The 16,603-nt window shown below is 71.1% G+C and carries 12 protein-coding genes; 9 read left to right on the top strand and 3 right to left on the bottom strand.

Translation table 11 applies throughout. The annotated features are described in order from the left end of the window. Window positions 1–104 precede the first annotated feature (104 nt). Window positions 105–4,058 (bottom strand): type VII secretion protein EccCa, encoded by a 3,954-nt coding sequence (gene eccCa, locus ACZ518_RS00060; RefSeq protein ID WP_469110771.1) that lies wholly within the window; start codon window positions 4,056–4,058, stop codon window positions 105–107. 214 nt (window positions 4,059–4,272) lie between these two features. Between eccCa and eccD the strand changes: the two genes are divergently transcribed. From eccD to ACZ518_RS00030, 6 genes are all read left to right on the top strand, one after another. Then, window positions 4,273–5,736, top strand: a complete 1,464-nt coding sequence (gene eccD / locus ACZ518_RS00055; protein ID WP_469110770.1) for a type VII secretion integral membrane protein EccD — start codon at window positions 4,273–4,275, stop codon at window positions 5,734–5,736. Between the two features lie 170 nt (window positions 5,737–5,906). Continuing rightward, complete coding sequence (rpsO, locus tag ACZ518_RS00050; RefSeq protein WP_008737721.1) at window positions 5,907–6,194, top strand: 30S ribosomal protein S15; 288 nt, start codon at window positions 5,907–5,909, stop codon at window positions 6,192–6,194. 288 nt (window positions 6,195–6,482) lie between these two features. Continuing rightward, the gene (locus tag ACZ518_RS00045; protein ID WP_469111647.1) at window positions 6,483–8,705 is read left to right on the top strand and encodes a polyribonucleotide nucleotidyltransferase; all 2,223 of its coding nucleotides are present in this window, start codon (window positions 6,483–6,485) and stop codon (window positions 8,703–8,705) included. Beyond that, window positions 8,702–10,081 (top strand): M16 family metallopeptidase, encoded by a 1,380-nt coding sequence (locus ACZ518_RS00040; protein WP_469110769.1) that lies wholly within the window; start codon window positions 8,702–8,704, stop codon window positions 10,079–10,081. The genes ACZ518_RS00045 and ACZ518_RS00040 overlap by 4 nt, the downstream gene beginning before the upstream one ends. A gap of 32 nt (window positions 10,082–10,113) precedes the next feature. Continuing rightward, window positions 10,114–10,866, top strand: coding sequence for a 4-hydroxy-tetrahydrodipicolinate reductase (gene dapB, locus ACZ518_RS00035; RefSeq protein ID WP_469110768.1), 753 nt, complete (start codon window positions 10,114–10,116; stop codon window positions 10,864–10,866). A gap of 15 nt (window positions 10,867–10,881) precedes the next feature. Continuing rightward, window positions 10,882–11,325: a hypothetical protein gene (locus ACZ518_RS00030; RefSeq protein ID WP_469110767.1), complete on the top strand. Its 444-nt coding sequence runs from the start codon at window positions 10,882–10,884 to the stop codon at window positions 11,323–11,325. A 73-nt stretch (window positions 11,326–11,398) separates the two neighbouring features. Here ACZ518_RS00030 and ACZ518_RS00025 read toward each other — a convergent pair whose 3' ends face one another. Beyond that, window positions 11,399–11,950 carry a PH domain-containing protein gene (locus ACZ518_RS00025; protein WP_469110766.1) on the bottom strand — a complete coding sequence of 184 codons (552 nt, stop codon included), beginning with the start codon at window positions 11,948–11,950 and terminating at the stop codon, window positions 11,399–11,401. Window positions 11,951–11,998: 48 nt separating this feature from the next. After that, window positions 11,999–12,277: a hypothetical protein gene (locus tag ACZ518_RS00020; RefSeq protein ID WP_469110765.1), complete on the bottom strand. Its 279-nt coding sequence runs from the start codon at window positions 12,275–12,277 to the stop codon at window positions 11,999–12,001. Window positions 12,278–12,486: 209 nt separating this feature from the next. Between ACZ518_RS00020 and thyX the strand changes: the two genes are divergently transcribed. The 3 genes from thyX (at window position 12,487) to ACZ518_RS00005 (ending at window position 16,153) form a co-directional block, all read left to right on the top strand. Continuing rightward, the gene (gene thyX / locus ACZ518_RS00015) at window positions 12,487–13,227 is read left to right on the top strand and encodes an FAD-dependent thymidylate synthase (protein WP_469110764.1); all 741 of its coding nucleotides are present in this window, start codon (window positions 12,487–12,489) and stop codon (window positions 13,225–13,227) included. A 227-nt stretch (window positions 13,228–13,454) separates the two neighbouring features. Beyond that, complete coding sequence (dapA, locus tag ACZ518_RS00010) at window positions 13,455–14,354, top strand: 4-hydroxy-tetrahydrodipicolinate synthase (protein ID WP_469110763.1); 900 nt, start codon at window positions 13,455–13,457, stop codon at window positions 14,352–14,354. A 113-nt stretch (window positions 14,355–14,467) separates the two neighbouring features. Then, on the top strand, window positions 14,468–16,153 hold the full coding sequence (locus tag ACZ518_RS00005; RefSeq protein ID WP_469110762.1) for a ribonuclease J: 1,686 nt from the start codon (window positions 14,468–14,470) through the stop codon (window positions 16,151–16,153). Window positions 16,154–16,603: the final 450 nt, after the last annotated feature.

Here is a 16,603-nt window from a genome sequence, read left to right as displayed (position 1 = left end):
GTGCTGCTCGGTCTTCGCAGCCGATTATCGGCGGAACGCGGCCGCAGGGGGAGCCGTTTCCCCCGATGGCCGCCGGCCCCCCTGGGACCCGGCCCCCGCGGCCCCTACAGTCCCGGCATCCGGCCCAGCTGGACCAGTGAGGTACCGCGCCGGCGCGACACGTAGTGGCCGCGGCCCGGGGGCATCGGGCGGGAGCGGACGGTGCCGAGCAGATCGCCCTCGGAGGGATCGCCCGACAGGACGACGCCCTGCGCGCCCAGCTCCTTGATCCGCTGCACGAACGGCTCGTACATCGCCCGCGAGGCGCCCGCCGAGCTGCGCGCGATGACGAAGCGGACCCCGGTGTCCCGGGCGAACGGCAGGAACTCCACCAGCTGCGCCAGCGGGTTGCCCTGGCTCGTGGCGACGAGGTCGTAGTCGTCGATCACGATGAACACGTCCGGGCCCGTCCACCAGCTGCGGTCCCGCAGCTGCTGCGGGGTGACGTCCGCCGGCGGCTGCCTGCGCGAGAACACCCCGACCAGCGCCTCCATGTGCATCTGGAGGGAGCCCGCCATCGGCGCGTACTCCAGCAGGTGCTCCTCCGGCAGCGCCCCCAGCAGCCCGCGCCGGTAGTCGCCGACGACCAGCTTGGCCTGGTCCGGCCGGTAGCGCCGGGCGATCTGCTGCGCGATCAGCCGCAGCAGGTTCGTCTTGCCCGACTCGCCCTCGCCGAACACCAGGAAGAAGGGGTCGCTCTCGAAGTCCACGAACACCGGCTCCAGAGCCGTCTCGTCGATGCCGATCGCGATCCCGCGCTCCGGGAACTCCCCGCCCTTGGGCAGCCGGTCCGCGTGCAGCAGCCGCGGCAGCAGCCGCACCCCCGGAGCGGCCGGGCCGGACCAGCCCGACCGCACCGCCGCGACGAACTCCCGCGTCCCCTCCGAGAGGCTCTCCGCGTCGTGCGCCCCGTCGATCCGCGGCAGCGCCCCCAGGAAGTGCAGCTTCTCCGGCACCTGGCCGCGCCCCGGCATCCCCGTCGGCACGTTCGCCGCCACCCGCCGGTCGAACTCGGAGTCCATCACGTCGCCGAGACGCAGCTCCAGCCGGCCCAGCAGCTGGTCCTTCAGCGCCGCCCGCACCTCCATGTAGCGGGCCGCCGTGACCACCACGTGGACGCCGTAGCCGAGCCCGCGGGCCGCGATGTCCGTGACCACCGGCTCCAGGCCCTCGTACTCGCCGCGGAACCCGCCCCAGCCGTCGACGACCAGGAACACGTCACCCCACGCCTCGCCCGGCAGCTCGCCCGCCGCCCGCCTGCGCCGGTACGTGCCGATGGAGTCGATGCCGTTCGCCCGGAAGAACTCCTCGCGGCGGGCCAGGATCCCCGCCACCTCCGCGACCGTGCGCCGCACCCGCTCCGGATCCAGCCGGGAGGCGACCCCGCCCACGTGCGGCAGCTCCGCCACCGAGGACAGCGCGCCGCCGCCGAAGTCCAGCCCGTAGAACTGCACCTCGCGCGGGGTGTGCGTCAGCGCGAACGCGCAGATCAGCGTCCGCATCAGCGTCGACTTGCCCGACTGCGGACCGCCCACCACCATCATGTGGCCCGCAGCACCCGAGAAGTCCCGGCAGAGCACCTCGCGCCGCTGCTCGAAGGGCTTGTCGATCAGCCCGAGCGGCACCACCAGCCCGCCCGGCCGCGTGTACCCCTCCGCGTGCAGCCCGCGCTCCGCCGAAGCCGCCAGGGCCGGCAGCAGCTGGTCCAGGGACGGCGCCCGGTCCAGCGGCGGCAGCCACACCTGGTGCGCCGGCACGCCCTGCCCCTCCAGCCGCCCCACGATCACGTCGAGCACCGTGTCCGCGAGCGCGTCGTCCTCCCGCACCGGCCGCTCCGCCGGCTGCGCCGGGTCCGGCGCCGCGTACACCACCGGCACCGGGGCGGCCGTGAACAGCGCCGGGCGGCGCTCCACCGGGAACGGCCCCACCGCCAGGTCCGCCCCGCCCGGGCGGTGGACGCCCGAGACGTACGCGGCCTTGAAACGGGTCATCTCGTCCGTGCCGGTCTTCAGGTAGCCCGAACCGGGCACCGACGGCAGGTGGTACGCGTCCGGCACCCCGATCGCCGTCCGCGACTCCGACGCCGAGAAGGTGCGCAGGCCGATCCGGTACGACAGGTACGTGTCCAGGCCGCGCAGCTTGCCCTCCTCCAGCCGCTGCGAGGCCAGCAGCAGGTGCACGCCCAGCGAGCGGCCGATCCGGCCGATCTGGATGAACATGTCGATGAAGTCGGGCTTCGCGGTCAGCAGCTCCGAGAACTCGTCGATGACCAGCACCAGCGAGGCCAGCGGCTCCAGCGGGGCGCCCGCCGCGCGCGCCTTCTCGTAGTCGTGGATGTTCGCGTAGTTGCCCGCCGAACGCAGCAGCTCCTGCCGGCGCTGGAGCTCGCCGCGGATCGAGTCGCCCATCCGGTCGACGAGCGTCAGGTCGTCCGCCAGGTTGGTGATCACCGCCGCGACGTGCGGCATCTGCCCCATGCCGGTGAAGGTGGCGCCGCCCTTGAAGTCCGCGAGGACGAAGTTCAGCGTCTCCGACGTGTGCGTCACCGCCAGCCCCAGCACCAGCGTGCGCAGCAGCTCCGACTTGCCCGAACCGGTCGCGCCCACGCACAGCCCGTGCGGGCCCATGCCCTCCTGCGCGGCCTCCTTCAGGTCCAGCATCACCGGCGCGCCGTCCTCGCCCACCCCGATCGGAACCCGCAGCCGCTCGCCGGCCGACCTCGGCCGCCAGGTGCGGGACACGTCGACCGAAGCCGCGTCGCCCAGGTTCAGCAGGTCGGTGAAGTCCAGGTTCGCCAGCAGCGGCTCGTCGTCGTCACCGCCGCCCGTGCGCAGCGGCGCCAGCTGCCGGGCCAGCGCCTCCGCCGCCGGCAGCGACAGGGTGTCCGGGGTGCCCTCGTACGCGACCCCCGCGCCCGACTCCAGCCGCAGCCGGCCAGGCCCCACCACGACCGACAGACCGCCGCGCGGCTCGTCCAGCCCGCCCGCGACCACCTCGACGACGGTGACGCCCTGCAGTCCCTCGGCCGCCGCGAACACCGAGTCCGGCGGCACCAGCCCGCCGTCCAGCACCACCACCAGGTGCGGCTGGTCCAGCACCGGCGACACCTCCCGGCTGAACCGCGGACGGCCCTCCAGCCGGGACCCCAGCAGCCCCTCCAGATCACCCAGGTCGTCGCCGAACAGCCGCTTCGTACCGGCCCCGTCGACCTGCCCCGGCACCTGCGTGTGCGGCAGCCACTTCACCCAGTCCCACGACGGCACCGCCCCCGGCGCGGCCACCACCGCCACCACCAGGTCCTCGGGGGAGTGCAGCGTCGCCAGCTGCGCCACCATCGCCCGCGCCGCACCCCGCGCCGACTCCGCCTCCCCGGACACCGTCACGTGGTAGAACGCCCGGATCGACACCGCCACCGGCAGCCCGTCCAGCGAGGAGTGCACCTTCAGGAACCGCTGCATCGCCCCCGCCGCCAGCGGCTCCAGCTCGTCCACCGGGGCCGTGTCCGGAGCCACCAGCGCGGTCGCGAGCCGCTGCGCGCCCAGCCCCAGCCGGGCCTGCCCGAAGTCCGCGTCGCCGACCCGCCGCTCCCACAGCCGCGAGCCCTCCGCCACCACCGACCACAGCTGGTCGGGCGCCGGGTGCAGGTACAGCTGCGCGTCGCGCTGCGCCCGCGCGGTGCGCCGCACCTGGCGGCGCGTCTGCGCGAGGTACTTGAGGTAGTCCCGCCGCACGTCGGCCATCTGCCCCTGCGTACCGCGCCGGTGGCGCACCAGCTGGGCGATGACCATGCCCACCGTCGACGCCAGCATCAGCACGCCCATGATCCGCATGAACGGCGCGGAGCCCGGAATGAAGAAGAAGACGACCGAGGAGCCCATGCCCAGCATCGGCAGGAGCTGCATCAGCATGCCCTCCTGCTGTCCCCGCGGGAGTTCCGGCGGCGCCTGCAGCCTCAGCTCCTGCGACGGGACCTCGGGCGGCAGGGAGCGGGGCGGGCGCTTGACGACGATCTGGCTCACCGGAGCATCAATCCCTCGAGAACGGGCGGCACGTCGCAGCCGGTGCCCCCAAGTCCCGGGCCCCGGGGGGCACTCCCGCACCCCGTGCCCGACGCGAACGGTGATCCTACTTGCCGAGCGGCGGGCGGCCTCCGGGTAGGGTGACGCCCGCGCCATGCGCATCCGCCACCGGCCGCCGCCGCGGCGGGGCGGTGCCAACCAGGGGGTCACACAGGTGAGTACGGCCGAGGCGACCGGGTTCTGCAGGGTCACGGTCGTGGCACCGGACAGCCGCATCGACGTCGCCCTCCCGGAGGACATCGCCGTCGCCGACGTCTACCCCGAACTGCTGCGCCTCACCGGCCAGACCCAGCCCGTCGGCGCCCCCACCGGCTTCCACCTGGTCCGCCGCTCCGGCGCCGTCCTCGACGGAGCCCGCACCCTCGCGGCCCAGCAGGTCCTGGACGGCGAGGTGCTCAGCCTGCGCCCCTTCGCCGAGTCCCTGCCGCCGGCCGTCTTCGACGACGTCTCCGACGCCGTCGCCTCCGCCGTCGTCCGCGACCGGCACCGCTGGAGCGACGACATGCTGCGCGGGGCGGGCCTGTCCGGCGCCGCGCTGCTGCTCGTCCTGCTCGGCTTCGTCCTCTGGTACGCCGACCCGGTCCGCCACGACATGCACGGCCTGCCCGGGATCATCGCCGGAGCCGTCGGCCTGCTCCTCACCGCCGCCGCCGGGGTGCGCGCCCGCGTCTACCGCGACCGCGGCTCCGCCGTCGCCCTCGGCCTCGGCGCCCTGCCGCACCTGCTGATCGCGGGCTCCGGGACCGTCGCCGCCGGCGCCGGCCAGGGACCCGGGCGGCTGCAGTTCCTGCTCGGCTGCGCCTGCGTCCTGGTCGTCTCCGTCGCGCTGGTCGCGCTCACCCCGGACGGGGACGCCCCCTTCGTCGCCGCCACCTTCCTGGCGGCCACCGGGACCCTGGCCTCCTTCGGCGCCATCGCCGCCGACGCCTCCGCCACGGCCACGGCCGCCGTGTGCGCCCCCGCCGCCATCGGGCTCGTCGCCTTCCTGCCCGCCCTGTCCGCCCGCTTCGCCCGGCTGCCCATCGGGTACGCCGCCCCGCAGAGCGCCGCCCCGGGATACGAGGCCCCGGACCGCTACGACGCCGACCCGTACGCCGACCAGGGCGGCGCCGACCAGCAAGGGGCCCCGCTCGACGCCGAGGCCATCGCCGCGCAGGCCCGGCGGGGGCACGAGATGCTGCTCGGCCTCGTCGGGGGGTGCGCCGCGGTCGCGGTCGGGGCCGCCGCCGTCCTCGGCTTCTCCGACAGCACGTGGGGCCGCCTGCTGGCCCTGGCCACCGGACTGGCGATGCTGCTGCGCGCCCGCCTCTTCCGCTACACCTCCCAGGTGGTCTGCGCCCTGGCCGCCGGCCTGGCCGCGGTCGGCCTCCTGGTCCTGGGCCTGGCCCTGCGCACGCCGGTCGATCTGGCGTTCGAACATACGGTCTCGCTCTCGGCCGCCGTCGCCGCCGGAGCCGCCCTCCTCGTGGGAATCTCGCTTGTCATCCCCCGCAAGGGCCTGTCACCCTTCTGGGGAAGGCTCCTCGACCTCACCGAGGCGGCGGTCCTGCTCAGCCTGGTCCCGCTGGCCCTGGCAGTGCTCGACGTATACGGCCGCGCACGCTCTCTCACCAGCTGAGACGGCGCGACCCGGCAGCCTGGTACGCTGTGTGACGGCCGTTTGTGTACGCGTCCCCGGAGACTTCTGGAGACAGCGCCCAGCGGACCTCGCCTCCCGAGTTACGGAAGCTCTCCAGCGGATTCGACCTGGGGCACTCGGTGGCCACGAAGACCAAACAAGGAGTAAGCGTGCCGCTCGACGCCGCTACGAAGAAGCAGCTCATCGCAGAATTCGGTGCCAAGGAGGGCGACACCGGCTCTCCCGAGGTCCAGGTCGCGATGCTGTCCCGCCGCATCTCGGACCTGACCGAGCACCTCAAGACCCACAAGCACGACCACCACTCCCGTCGTGGTCTGCTGATCCTGGTCGGCCAGCGCCGCCGCCTGCTGCAGTACCTGGCCAAGAAGGACATCCAGCGCTTCCGTACGCTGGTCGAGCGCCTCGGCATCCGCCGCGGTGCGGCCGGCGCCAAGTAAGCACACTGTGAAGGGAGCGGTTCCCACACCGATGGGGCCGCTCCCTTTGCTGTACGTGCGCGACGCACCCGACGCTTTGTAGTCTGGGACACAGCGCACAACTGAAGAGGAGGAGCGCCCTCCCTACGCCGCCGGTCCTCGGTAGTGGCATCCGGAAAGCCCCGTCGGAGGGGCCGAGACCCCGGGTGCTTCGATCGAAGACCGGCCCGCACGCCAGGAGCGCTTCTCCGCCACCGTCCACCACCACACGGGTGGCGGACGGAGACGACGAAAATGGAGAAAACGCTAGTGGAGAACGAGACCCACTACGCCGAGGCCGTCATCGACAACGGCTCCTTCGGCACCCGCACCATCCGCTTCGAGACGGGCCGCCTGGCCCGCCAGGCCGCCGGCTCCGCCGTTGCCTACCTGGACGACGACACGATGGTCCTCTCCGCGACCACCGCGTCGAAGAAGCCCAAGGACCAGCTCGACTTCTTCCCCCTGACGGTGGACGTCGAGGAGCGCCAGTACGCGGCCGGCAAGATCCCCGGCTCCTTCTTCCGCCGCGAGGGCCGCCCCTCCGAGGACGCGATCCTCACCTGCCGCCTGATCGACCGCCCGCTGCGCCCCTCCTTCAAGAAGGGCCTGCGCAACGAGATCCAGGTCGTCGCCACCATCATGGCGCTCAACCCGGACCACCTGTACGACGTCATCGCGATCAACGCCGCGTCCGCGTCCACCCAGCTGGCCGGTCTGCCCTTCTCCGGCCCGATCGGCGGCGTCCGCGTCGCGCTGATCCGCGGCCAGTGGGTCGCCTTCCCGACGCACACCGAGCTCGAGGACGCCGTCTTCGACATGGTCGTCGCGGGCCGCGTCCTGGAGGACGGCGACGTCGCGATCATGATGGTCGAGGCCGAGGCCACCGAGAAGACCATCGCCCTGGTCAAGGGCGGCGCCGAGGCGCCGACCGAGGAGGTCGTGGCCGCCGGTCTCGACGCCTCGAAGCCCTTCATCAAGGTCCTCTGCAAGGCCCAGGCCGACCTGGCCGCCAAGGCCGCCAAGCCCGAGGGCGAGTTCCCGGTCTTCCTGGACTACCAGGACGACGTGTACGAGGCCCTCGCGGCCGCCGTCAAGGGCGAGCTCTCCCAGGCGCTGACCATCGCGGGCAAGCAGGACCGCGAGGCCGAGCTGGACCGCGTCAAGGAGATCGCCGCCGAGAAGCTCCTCCCGGCCTTCGAGGGCCGCGAGAAGGAGATCTCCGCCGCCTACCGCAGCCTGACCAAGGCCCTGGTGCGCGAGCGCGTCATCAAGGACAAGGTCCGCATCGACGGCCGCGGGCTCACGGACATCCGTACCCTCGCCGCCGAGGTCGAGGCCATCCCGCGCGTGCACGGCTCGGCGCTGTTCGAGCGTGGCGAGACCCAGATCCTGGGCGTCACCACCCTCAACATGCTCCGCATGGAGCAGCAGCTGGACACCCTCTCCCCGGTGACCCGCAAGCGCTACATGCACAACTACAACTTCCCGCCGTACTCCGTCGGCGAGACCGGCCGCGTCGGCTCCCCGAAGCGCCGCGAGATCGGCCACGGCGCGCTCGCCGAGCGCGCGATCGTGCCGGTCCTGCCGACCCGCGAGGAGTTCCCCTACGCGATCCGCCAGGTGTCCGAGGCCCTCGGCTCCAACGGTTCGACGTCCATGGGCTCGGTCTGCGCCTCCACCATGTCGCTGCTGAACGCCGGTGTGCCCCTCAAGGCCCCCGTCGCCGGTATCGCCATGGGCCTGATCTCCCAGGAGATCGACGGCAAGACCCACTACGTCGCCCTCACCGACATCCTCGGTGCGGAGGACGCCTTCGGCGACATGGACTTCAAGGTCGCCGGCACCAAGGAGTTCGTCACCGCGCTCCAGCTCGACACCAAGCTCGACGGCATCCCGGCCTCCGTCCTGGCCGCGGCCCTGACGCAGGCCCGCGACGCCCGCCTCCACATCCTCGACGTGATGATGGAAGCGATCGACACGCCGGACGCGATGTCCCCGTTCGCGCCGCGGATCATCACCGTCAAGATCCCGGTGGACAAGATCGGTGAGGTCATCGGCCCCAAGGGCAAGATGATCAACCAGATCCAGGAGGACACCGGCGCCGAGATCACGATCGAGGACGACGGCACCATCTACATCGGTGCCTCCGACGGCCCGGCCGCCGAGGCCGCCCGTGCCACGATCAACGCGATCGCCAACCCGACCATGCCGGAGGTCGGCGAGCGGTACCTGGGCACGGTCGTCAAGACCACCACCTTCGGTGCCTTCGTCTCCCTCATGCCCGGCAAGGACGGTCTGCTGCACATCTCGCAGATCCGCAAGCTCGCCGGTGGCAAGCGCGTGGAGAACGTCGAGGACGTGCTCGCGGTCGGCACCAAGGTCCAGGTGGAGATCGCCGAGATCGACCAGCGCGGCAAGCTCTCCCTGATCCCCGTGATCGACGGCGAGGCCGCCGGCGACGACGCTGACAAGGACGACTCCGACAAGTGACGTCGCGTAGTTCCCGTGTGACGGCCCGCCCCTCTTCGGAGGGGCGGGCCGTCGCCCGTACCCAAACTCTCCTCAAGGGCCAGAGCGGCATCGGCACCGTCCGGCGCACGGTCCTGCCCGGCGGACTGCGCGTCGTCACCGAGACGCTGCCCTCCGTCCGCTCCGCCACCTTCGGCATCTGGGCCAACGTGGGCTCGCGCGACGAGACGCCCAGTCTCAACGGCGCCACCCACTACCTGGAACACCTCCTCTTCAAGGGCACCTCCAAGCGCACCGCCCTCGACATCTCCTCCGCGATCGACGCGGTCGGCGGCGAGATGAACGCCTTCACGGCGAAGGAGTACACCTGCTACTACGCGCGCGTCCTCGACACGGACCTGCCGCTGGCCATCGACGTGGTCTGCGACATGCTCACCGGCTCGCTGATCCGCGAGGAGGACGTCGACGCCGAGCGGGGGGTCATCCTCGAAGAGATCGCGATGACCGAGGACGACCCGGGCGACATGGTCCACGACCTGTTCGCCCAGACCATGTACGGGGACTCGCCGCTCGGCCGCCCCGTCCTCGGCACCGTCGAGACGATCAACGCCCTCGGCGCCGACCGGATCCGCCGCTTCTGGAAGAAGCACTACGACCCGACCCGCCTGGTCGTCGCCGCCGCCGGCAACGTCGACCACAACAAGGTCGTACGCCAGGTCCGCGCCGCCTTCGAGAAGGCCGGCGCCCTGAAGCACACCGACGCGGTGCCGCTCGGCCCGCGCACCGGCACCAAGCGGATCCGCACCGCCGGCCGTGTCGATCTGGTCAACCGCAAGACCGAGCAGGCCCACGTGGTCCTCGGCATGCCGGGCCTCGCCCGCACCGACGAGCGCCGCTGGGCCCTCGGCGTGCTGAACACCGCCCTCGGCGGCGGCATGTCCTCCCGGCTCTTCCAGGAGGTCCGAGAGAAGCGCGGCCTGGCCTACAGCGTGTACTCGTACACCTCCGGCTTCGCCGACACCGGCCTCTTCGGCGTCTACGCGGGCTGCCGGCCCAGCCAGGTCCACGACGTACTGCGGATCTGCCGCCAGGAGCTGGACACCGTCGCCTCCGAAGGCCTCACCGACGAGGAGATCCGGCGCGCCATCGGCCAGCTCTCCGGCTCCACCGTCCTCGGCCTGGAGGACACCGGCGCGATCATGAACCGCATCGGCAAGAGCGAGCTGTGCTGGGGCGACCAGATGTCCGTCGACGACATGCTGGCCCGCATCGCCTCGGTGACCCCCGACGACGTCCGCGCGGTCGCCCAGGATGTACTGGCACAGCGGCCCTCGCTGGCGGTGATCGGCCCGCTCAAGGAGAAGCAGGCCGCCCGGCTCGACGAAGCGGTCGCCTAGACCCGTACGCACGCACCCTTAAGGAAGCAACAATGAGCAAGCTGCGCGTGGCAGTCCTCGGCGCCCGGGGCCGCATCGGCTCCGAGGCGGTCAAGGCGGTCGAGGCCGCCGAGGACATGGAGCTGGTGGCGGCCCTCGGGCGGGGCGACAAGCTGGAGCAGGTGGCCGAGGCCGGAGCCCAGGTCGCCGTCGAGCTGACCACCCCCGACTCGGTCATGGGGAACCTGGACTTCCTCGTGGGCCACGGCATCCACGCCGTGGTCGGCACCACCGGCTGGAACGAGGACCGCCTCGCCCAGCTGAACACCTGGCTCGCCGCCTCCCCCGGGACCGGGGTGCTCATCGCCCCGAACTTCTCCATCGGCGCCGTCCTCACCATGAAGTTCGCCGCCCAGGCCGCCCGCTACTTCGAGTCCGTCGAGGTCGTCGAGCTGCACCACCCGAAGAAGGTCGACGCCCCCTCCGGCACCGCGACCCGCACGGCCCAGCTCATCGCGGCCGCCCGCGCCGAGGCCGGCCTCGGCGCCCAGCCCGACGCCACGGCCACGGCCCTCGACGGCGCCCGCGGCGCCGACGTCGACGGCGTCCCCGTGCACGCCATCCGCCTGCGCGGCCTGCTGGCCCACCAGGAGGTGCTGCTCGGTGGCGAGGGCGAGACCCTGACCATCCGTCACGACTCCCTGCACCACAGCAGCTTCATGCCGGGCATCCTGCTCGGCGCCCGCCGCGTGACGCAGACCCCGGGCCTCACCTTCGGCCTGGAAAACTTCCTCGACCTCGGCTGATGAGGCAGTAGCACCATGCGCGCGAAGATCACCTATCTCATCACGGCCGCCGTCCTGGTCGTCTACTTCGTCCTGGTCGGCAGCCGGGGCCTGCTGCTGATCCAGCAGGGCACCTGGCTCACCGTCACCTTCGGTGCGGCCGTGCTGATCCTGCCGGCCATCGGCATCTGGTTCCTCTGGATGAACACCCGCTTCGTCACCCGGGCCAACCAGCTCGCAACGGAGCTGGAGGCCGAGGGCGGCCTGCCCGTCGACGAACTGGAACGGGACGAGTACGGCCGGATCCTGCGGGACTCCGCCGACGAGGTCTTCGCACGCCGCAAGGCGGAGACCGAGGACGCGCCGGGGGACTGGCGCACCTGGTTCCGCCTCGCCGTCGCCTACCACGACGCCCGCGACACCCCGCGGGCCCGCAAGGCCATGCAGCGGGCCATCGCCCTGCACCAGGCGCGCGCGTAGACGCGCGGGCCGGCAAACGGAAGGGCCCGTACAGGACGATCCCCGTACGGGCCCTCGTGCCGTTCCGCCACCGTCAGGCGGGCACGCCCCGGTACTCCTCGGCCCACGCCTCCACCTGGCCGGCGGCCCGGTCGAAGGCCTCGCCACGGGCCAGGAAGTCGGCGTTGTGGTCGGTCAGCAGCACCGGCAGCTCCTTGCCGCGCGCCGCCACCGTCAGCGCCTGCCCCTGCACGGTCCGCGGCAGTCCCAGCCAGCGCACCGGCTGCTGGACCTTGCGCACCGTCTCGACCTGGCTCCAGGTGACGGAGCGGGTCCCGAAGAAACCGACCCGGCGCAACCCGGAGGGGCTCACCCACACGCCCGAGCGCAGGATCCGCAGCGCGGAGCCGACCACGGCCAGCGAGGCGGCCAGGGCGATGCCCGCGCCCGTCCAGGTGCCCGCGAAGGCGATGATCACCGTGGCCAGCAGCATGAAGGCGGCGAGCAGCAGCAGCACCGACGCACCGGCGACCCGCCAGGGGCCGGGCCGGTAGGGGCGCCGCCAGCGCTCGGGATCCACATGGGGGAGGGCTTCGTCCTCGTGTGCGTCGAAGACGCCGTCGGCCGTCAAGAAGGGCAGGGGCACGGCAGGACCTCACTCACATGCACGTTCGGTTGGGCTGTGCCCGAGAGGCTACCGCCCCCCGGACACCTCCGATTGCTGCGCCGTCCCCGCGGGACGGTCGGACGCCTGGTACGGCTGCAGTGCGGGTATGCCGAAGAGCAGCGAGCCCACGAGCCCCGCCACCACGGTCAGTCCGACCAGACTACGGGCGGTGATCTGGGCGACGCTCAGACTCTCGCGCGGCGGCGGAGTGACGTTGCTTCGGAAACGGTCGGCCTCGGCGACGAAGGCGAAGGGGACGGGTTCGCGGATGGGGGTACCTCCCGGCGGTAGCTGGGGGAGAAACACGGTGGCGGCTCTCCTCACGGTCGGGGCCTGTGGGCCCGGGTTCTGACGGACGGTGTGCTCTCTCCTGGAGAGACGAACGAACGGCCCAATCGGTGCCGGAATTCGGGACATTAAGCAAAATTCATGGCGCCTCGTCAGCCCCGTGGCCGCCGGTGCCCGCCGTAGAGTGGGCGTACGCCCCTCGAAGGACCCGTTCGGAAGGAGCCCGTGTGAGCGACAGCGACCCCCCGCGCCGGAAGCCCAGCTTCCGCAGCGATGTGACGGTGGAGCTGGTGAAGCACGCGGCCACCGACAGCGACGTGCTGTGGGCCGCCCGCGTCTCCACGGCCGGCGAACAGTCCCTGGAGGAGCTCCGGAAGGACCCGCAGCGCTCCGGGGGCCTCATCAACTACCTGATGCGCGACCGCCACGGCAGCCCCTTCGAGCACAATTCGATGACCTTCTTCATCAGCGCCCCGATCTTCGTGTTCCGCGAGTTCGTGCGGCACCGGGTGGGCTGGTCCTACAACGAGGAGTCCGGCCGCTACCGGGAGCTGGAGCCGGTCTTCTACGTCCCGGACACCGAGCGCAGGCTCGTCCAGGAGGGACGCCCGGGCAAGTACGTCTTCGTCGAGGGGACCGAAGCGCAGCAGGAGCTGACGGGCCGGGTCATGGAGGACTCCTACCGTCAGGCGTACGAGGCCTACCAGGAGATGCTCGCGGCCGGCGTGGCCCGCGAGGTGGCCCGTTCGGTCCTGCCGGTCGGCCTCTTCTCCTCGATGTACGCCACCTGCAACGCCCGCTCGCTCATGCACTTCCTCGGGCTCCGCACCCAGCACGAGCTGGCCAGGGTCCCGTCCTTCCCGCAGCGGGAGATCGAGATGGTCGGCGAGGGGATGGAGCAGCACTGGGCGAAGCTCATGCCACTGACCTACGCGGCCTTCAACGCCAACGGGCGCGTTGCCCCGTAAGGGCCGATACACGCGTGGCGTACACATGTACGGAGACAAGTCCCAAGTGTCCGTATTGCGGCGTTTCGTAAAGTTCATCTAGGCTGATCAAACGGACCCGGCACTGCTTGAACCCCCGAGCAGGCAGTGCCGGGATCCAACACCCTCCCGACTCCCGCCGGGCGGCACCGCCTGTTGACGTCCCCCGAGGGGACACCGCGAGCATGGCAGCGAGTAGCGTGTTACCCATGGCTCCGATCTCGACTCCGCAGACCCCCTTCGGGCGGGTCCTCACCGCCATGATCACGCCGTTCACGGCTGATGGCGCACTTGACCTCGACGGCGCGCAGCGTCTCGCCGTCCACCTGGTGGACGCAGGCAACGACGGCCTGATCATCAACGGCACCACCGGTGAGTCGCCCACCACCACCGACGCGGAGAAAAACGACCTCGTACGAGCCGTACTCGAAGCGGTCGGCGACCGCGCCCACGTCGTCGCCGGCATCGGCACCAACGACACCCGCCACACCCTGGAGCTCGCCCGCCAGGCCGAGCGCACCGGAGCCCACGGCCTCCTGGCCGTGACGCCCTACTACAGCAAGCCGCCGCAGGAAGGCCTCTTCCAGCACTTCACGGCCATCGCCGACGCCACCGAGCTGCCGGTCATGCTCTACGACATCCCCGGCCGCAGCGGTGTCGCGATCAACACGGAAACCCTGGTCAGGCTGGCCGAGCACCCCCGTATCGTGGCCAACAAGGACGCCAAGGGCGACCTCGGCCGAGCCAGCTGGGCCATCGCACAGAGCGGCCTGGCCTGGTACTCCGGCGATGACATGCTGAACCTGCCGCTCCTGTCGGTCGGCGCCGTAGGCTTCGTCTCCGTCGTCAGCCACGTGGTCACCCCCGAGCTGCGCGCGATGCTGGAGGCCCACGTCGGCGGCGACGTCCAGAAGGCCACCGAGATCCACCAGAAGCTGCTCCCGGTCTTCACGGGCATGTTCCGCACCCAGGGCGTGATGACCACCAAGAAGGCCCTGTCCCTCCAGGGCCTGCCCGCCGGCCCGCTGCGTCTCCCCCTCATCGGCCTGACCGACGAAGAGACCGCGCAGCTCAAGATCGATCTTGCCGCGGGCGGGGTACAGCTCTGACAACAGACTTCACAACTGAATAAGCAAGAACGAAACAGACGAACGCAAGTGCACGAATGACATGCGCGCCACGTGCCTCAGGGGTACGTGGCGCGCGTGGTGAAGGAGAACCTTTGAGCCATCCGCACCCTGAACTGGGCCCGCCGCCGAAGCTCCCCAAGGGCGGCCTCCGGGTCACCCCGCTGGGCGGTCTCGGCGAGATCGGCCGCAACATGACCGTCTTCGAGTTCGACGGCCGTCTGCTGATCGTCGACTGCGGCGTGCTCTTCCCCGAGGAGGAGCAGCCGGGCATCGACCTGATCCTGCCGGACTTCACGTCCATCCGGGACCGGCTCGACGACATCGAGGGCATCGTCCTCACCCACGGCCACGAGGACCACATCGGCGCCGTCCCGTACCTCCTCCGCGAGAAGCCGGACATCCCGCTGATCGGCTCCAAGCTGACCCTCGCCCTCATCGAGGCCAAGCTCCAGGAGCACCGCATCCGCCCCTACACCCTCGAGGTGAAGGAGGGCGAGCGCGAGAACCTGGGCCCCTTCGACTGCGAGTTCATCGCCGTCAACCACTCCATCCCGGACGCCCTGGCCGTCGCCATCCGCACGGACGCGGGTCTCGTCGTCGCCACCGGCGACTTCAAGATGGACCAGCTCCCGATGGACAACCGCCTCACCGACCTGCACGCCTTCGCGCGTCTGAGCGAGGAGGGCATCGACCTCCTCCTCTCGGACTCGACGAACGCCGAGGTCCCGGGCTTCGTCCCGCCGGAGCGCGACATCTCCAACGTGATCCGCGGAGTCTTCGCGGGCGCGCAGAAGCGGATCATCGTGGCCTCCTTCGCGAGCCACGTGCACCGCATCCAGCAGGTCCTGGACGCCGCCCACGAGTACGGCCGCCGCGTCGCCTTCGTCGGCCGCTCCATGGTCCGCAACATGGGCATCGCCCGTGACCTGGGCTACCTGCGCGTGCCGGCCGGCCTGGTCGTCGACGTCAAGACCCTCGACGACCTGCCGGACGACGAGGTCGTGCTCGTCTGCACGGGCTCCCAGGGCGAGCCGATGGCGGCCCTGTCCCGCATGGCGAACCGCGACCACCAGATCCGGATCGTCCCCGGCGACACCGTGATCCTGGCGTCGTCCCTGATCCCGGGCAACGAGAACGCGGTCTACCGCGTGATCAACGGCCTGACCCGCTGGGGCGCCAACGTCGTGCACAAGGGCAACGCCAAGGTGCACGTCTCCGGCCACGCCTCCGCCGGCGAGCTGCTGTACTTCTACAACATCTGCAAGCCGCGGAACCTGATGCCGGTCCACGGCGAATGGCGCCACCTGCGCGCCAACGCCGAGCTCGGTGCCATGACGGGCGTCCCCAAGGACCGCATCGTCATCGCCGAGGACGGCGTGGTCGTCGACCTGATCGACGGCAAGGCCCGCATCTCCGGCAAGGTCCAGGCCGGCTACGTGTACGTGGACGGCCTCTCGGTCGGCGACGTCACCGAGGCCTCCCTCAAGGACCGCCGCATCCTCGGCGACGAGGGCATCATCTCGGTCTACGTCGTGGTCGACAGCACCACGGGCAAGGTCGTCACCGGCCCGAACATCCAGGCCCGCGGCTCCGGCATCGAGGACTCGGCCTTCGGGCCGGTCAGCGCGAAGATCGAGGAAGCCATCGCCCGCGCCGCGGCCGACGGCGTCGCGGAACCGCACCAGATCCAGCAGCTCATCCGCCGGACCATGGGCAAGTGGGTGTCGGACAGCTACCGCCGCCGCCCGATGATCCTCCCGGTCGTGGTCGAGGTCTGACCTCGGCGTACGCCCCGGCGTACGTAGCGACCTCACTGGAGCGGGGCAACCGGATTTGCGTCCGGGGGCCCCGCTCCAGTACGTTTGCGTCTCCACCTCGCAAGGACCCGGGCACACACGTGTGCCCGTTGCCGTGTGCGAGATGGGTGGCGATCAGCACTCAGGGAAACCTGATAAAGTCTGATCCACCCGAAAGGGAAAGGCCCCCCGAAGGCCATCGGAATTCGAATCCGAGTCGGAAACGACAAGGAAAAGAGTCTGATAGAGTCGGAACCGCCGGAAAGGGAAAGCGCGAAAGCGCAGGACCTGGAAAGCGAGCGAGAAAGACTCTGATAGAGTCTGAAACGCAAGAACGAAGAACGAAAGCCCGGAGGAAAGCCCGAGAGGGTGAGTACAAAGGAAGCGTCCGTTCCTTGAGAACTCAACAGCGTGCCAAAAATCAACGCCAGA

Source organism: Streptomyces sp. NPDC033966 (assembly GCF_055575955.1).
The sequence above is the reverse complement of the archived record's forward strand: the minus strand, read 5'-3'. Positions and strand labels throughout refer to the sequence as shown.